The organism is Robinsoniella sp. (assembly GCF_034124845.1).
The window spans coordinates 1-4,221 of record NZ_JAWYAJ010000363.1 but is presented as its reverse complement, the minus strand read 5'-3'; the positions used below and the strand labels follow the sequence as shown (position 1 = coordinate 4,221).

Here is a 4,221-nt window from a genome sequence, read left to right as displayed (position 1 = left end):
TTTAGCAAGAATCATAGGCAAATGAAGGCTGACTGCCCCTACATTAAAACGTCCTGTAAATACGGGTTTATCCTTTTCAGAAGCTGGATACATACCGCCTTCTTCATACCAGGGGCTTAAAAATGCCCTGCAGCCCATGGGGCTTATAACTCTGCCATACTGTTTGTACATACTGGAAATATAGCCTTTTCCCGTCATGGAAAGCCAGTCCGGATACATGGTTTTAGCGGAGCAGTCAATTCCGGATTCAAATACTTCTTCACATTCTTTTCCAGGTCCGTGAAGATTCTCATCATAGAGAAATACGATTTTCGGAAACAGTACCGGCTTTTTATTTCCCGGTTTCCCCTGTCCTTCTTTGTGTACATTGAGAAGGGAGACATTGCACATTTTTTCAAATCGTTCCGTACCAAGTCCCATAGTTACGGTGACGAACGGATAATCTCCCCTGGAAGACCCAACAGTGTTCAGCTTATATTCAATCCCCTGCCATCCCTGGTCAAAATCACGTTTCACTTTATCTGCAGCATAGTCTTCTGCTTTTTCCTCATAACCCTTCCAGGACGGATCACCATAGCTTAAAAATTCTTTTTTGTATTTTTCATAACTTTTGTTTGCATATGGTCCCAGTACCTTATCCACTTCCGGCACGGTAAAACCGCCATACTGCTGAGCTGCAGTACTTAATATAATATCACCCATAACATCAAAAGCTGTGTCCAGAGTCTTTGGCTCGTTATACCAGACATTTCCCATTTCAAAGCCGCCTTTTAAAACAGTTGCCACATCAAACAGGCAGCAGTTCATGGTATCCAAACGGGCGGACTGGTCATGAATATAGATGTATCCGTCCTTACAAGCCTGCAATTCACTTCTGGTCATGAAAAATTTGCGGTATAAATTTTTGTTTAACTCATTGAAAATGAGACTTCTCTTGGTAGCCACCAGCGCGCTGTCCGTATTGGCATTGCTTTTATCCCCGATATAACGGATTGACTGGCTCTTGGTATAGACATCATCCATCATATGTATGAAGTCCAGTTTGTAATTGCGATAATCACGATAACTCTTCGCTACACTGGGATTTACCTGTTCCAAAGCACCTTCCACGATATTATGCATTTCCTGAATGGTAATTCCGTCCCGGTTCATTTTATTGGCACGTTCTTTTGCAAACTTACAGATAAACTGAATCTCTTCCTCATCAAATTGATACAGGATACGCTCTGCTGATTTATTCACTGCTGCAATAATTTTATTTACATTAAATTCTTCCTGTGTACCATCTTTTTTAATTACAAACATCATGATTCCCCTTTACTATATATGGTATTCTTATATTGTTTTCATCATTCGCATCACAAGATGTTGATCTTAAACAGTATATACTAAAACACCATGATAGTAAAGGGGAAAAATATAGATATCCTTATTTTTTATAAACTTTTATAGAGTTACATTTACCTCTTGTCCATGATAAAGAACCGTTTTTCGCTTATCGCCACAAATAATATCGAATTCGCGCTGTTCCTTCATGCCCGGATAGGATCCCTCCTGCTCTGATATTTGCAGTGTTCTATCCACATCGCAATAAGTAAATTTAATCCTTACATATGCTCCTGTTTCATATCCGTAATCATCTCCTGCATCCTCATAAAGCCGGAAACTGCCATCTGCACCAGGATATACTTTTATTGCCAGAGGCTTTTTCAATTCCTGCTGGGCATACTGCAGTTCTTCCTGTGCAAGGGGTAAAATACTGCCGGCTTTTACATAGACCGGAATCTTGTCCATAGTAATGCCTGTCTCGATCTCTTGTCCGCCTTCCAGTTTTTCTTCTGTCCACAGATCATACCAGCTGCAGCCATCCGGCAGATAGACCGACTGTTTCTGCTCTTCCCTGAGCATAACACTGCCGGCACCGTAGAATACCGGCTTCATAACCGGGCAGATTAACAGATCCGGTCCAAACATATATTCATCTGCCCTGTTTTTTACCTTAGCATCACCGGCAAAATCAAACATAAGGCTTCTCATTATCGTACTGTTATCCAGATAGACACTGCCTGCAAGGGAATAGATATATGGCATCAATCGGTAACGCAGTCGAATAAATTTTTCAATTGCATCGTAAAATTCACTGCCTTTGTCCCCGAAATTCCAGATCTCCCTTGGGGTATCCGTTCCGTGGGACCGGTGCATAGGAAGGAAGGTGCCAAACTGGAACCATCTGGTATAGAGCTCACAGTACCCTTTATCCGCTGTCCCTTCATTATATTCACCCTTCCAGAACCACAGAGGATTTGGATTATCGCTGTTATTGCATCCACGGTTCCACCATGCCGAACCAACTACAAAGAAGCCGCCGATATCTAAGGTCCAGTAAGGCATTCCGCTCATAGCCATATTCAGGCCCTCTGCCACCTGCTGGCGCAATACCTCCCAGGTTGCGGAGATATCTCCTGACCAGAGCACAACACCATATTTTTGCTGGGATGCATAACCGGAACGGGTCAGGTTCAGCACACGCTTATCCGGTTTTTCTTCTCTTTGGTTTTCGAAAATCCCTTTTGCATGCATCAGGGCAAAAGCATTGGTTTTCGTAGCATCCAGATATTTCTTATGTTCCTTTCCAACCAGGTCATAACGCTCCCAGGGTTCGCGCTTTACTTCCCCGCTCCAGTCAGGACCGCTGAATGGCTCAGTAGAATCACACCACCAGGAATCAAAGCCGCAGGCGAACAATTCTTCACTTGCCTGTTTCCAATAAAACTTTCTGGCATTTTCATCAAAAGCATCATAGGTGGAATAGTCACCCAGTATGTATCCTGCGTCTACGAATTCCTGATGATTTACTCCTCCTTCTGCCATATTGGGCCAGACAGAAACCATGGTGTGAATATTCATTTCATGGAGCTTGCGGTTGACTTCCTTCATATTAGAATAGCGGGATGGATCCAGTTTCTTTTCCCCCCAAAGCCCGGGAACCCAGGTATTCCAGTCCTGTACAATACAGTCTAACGGAATATTTCTTCTGCGGTATTCCTCTGCCACCTCCAAGATTTCCTGATCGGTATGGTAAGCTTCCTTTGACTGCACATATCCAAATGCCCATTTAGGCAGCATGGCAGCCTTCCCCGTCAGGCAGCGATACCCGTCTATCACACCATCCATTGTTTTTCCTGCGATAAAGTAATAATCCAGCTGATCCACCGTATCCATGAAGAGATAAGAACCGTTTATGTCATCCTGAAAAGTCATAATGGAACAGCAGTCCGCCAGTATTCCATAACCCTTGCTGGATACGAACATGGGCATAGGAATCCGCATATTGTGCTGGTAGAGATATTGATTCTGCCCCCTGTGATTGTAAATTCCCTCTTCTCCCTGTCCTAAACCATAGATTGCTTCCTCTTCTTCCCAATGGAATCCCAACTTTGCCCGGTATGCCACCCGGTCCTTAACCTGCTTTAGATTCTCGATAAAGCTCCGCTCACCATCTACCGTTTTCACTCTTTTTACAACCGGCTTCTCTCCCTGGGTCGTATACCGGATAACATCCGTTTGGGTAAGCTGCTTTAAAGTCTCTGCAACATAAACCTGACCTGACCGTGCATCCTCCCAGATACAGGTCCCGTTTTCTTTCTGCCATCTGACTTTTAATTTTGTTGTATGTACAATTACCTCTGTTTCCTTCTCCGCAAATTCCGGCTTAACCGAATTCTTATATACCTCAGGTTCAATCAACAGAGACTGATTCTCCACATATTCCTTCTTTGTATACACAACCCGGATAATGTCTTCCCTGATTCCATAAAATCCATAGTTCCCCTGATCCGTCACGATCAGAATGCCATCTGTATTTTTTATTATTTCTACTATTTCCATAAGCGCCCTCCTGCAATACATCAATTTTGGTTATACCTATAGTATATAGAAGAAATATGAATTTGTATAGTAGATAAACAATATATGCCATGGATTTTTTACGCTTAAATTTGGACGAATTTGACTGTGGGGAAATAAAAGATCCTTAGAGTTACAACGAAGGTTTTGTAGTGTTCTATTAAATGCATTATATTTGGGTTTCGCTGAGTAAGGACGCTTTGTATACAGAGGTAGTGTACGGAAAGAGAAGGGGGCGGACCAGGACATTGATTTGGAATGCTTAACGCAGAACTGGCATTTTCTAACCTTCCCGAAGCGCTTTTTGGCGGCACG

1 protein-coding gene and 1 pseudogene are annotated in these 4,221 nt (G+C 43.0%); both read right to left on the bottom strand.

What is annotated here, in order from left to right; translation table 11 throughout:
* Window positions 1–1,308 (bottom strand): annotated as a pseudogene (nrdD, locus tag ACH2DQ_RS18370) (anaerobic ribonucleoside-triphosphate reductase); the annotation flags it as partial.
* Window positions 1,309–1,446: 138 nt separating this feature from the next.
* Window positions 1,447–3,888, bottom strand: a complete 2,442-nt coding sequence (locus ACH2DQ_RS18365) for a TIM-barrel domain-containing protein (RefSeq protein WP_394916205.1) — start codon at window positions 3,886–3,888, stop codon at window positions 1,447–1,449.
* Window positions 3,889–4,221 lie beyond the last annotated feature (333 nt).

Excerpts from the sequence above, each read along its gene's own strand:
- ACH2DQ_RS18365 (WP_394916205.1), bottom strand. The coding sequence starts at position 3,888 with ATGGAAATAGTAGAAATAATAAAAAATACAGATGGCATTCTGATCGTG.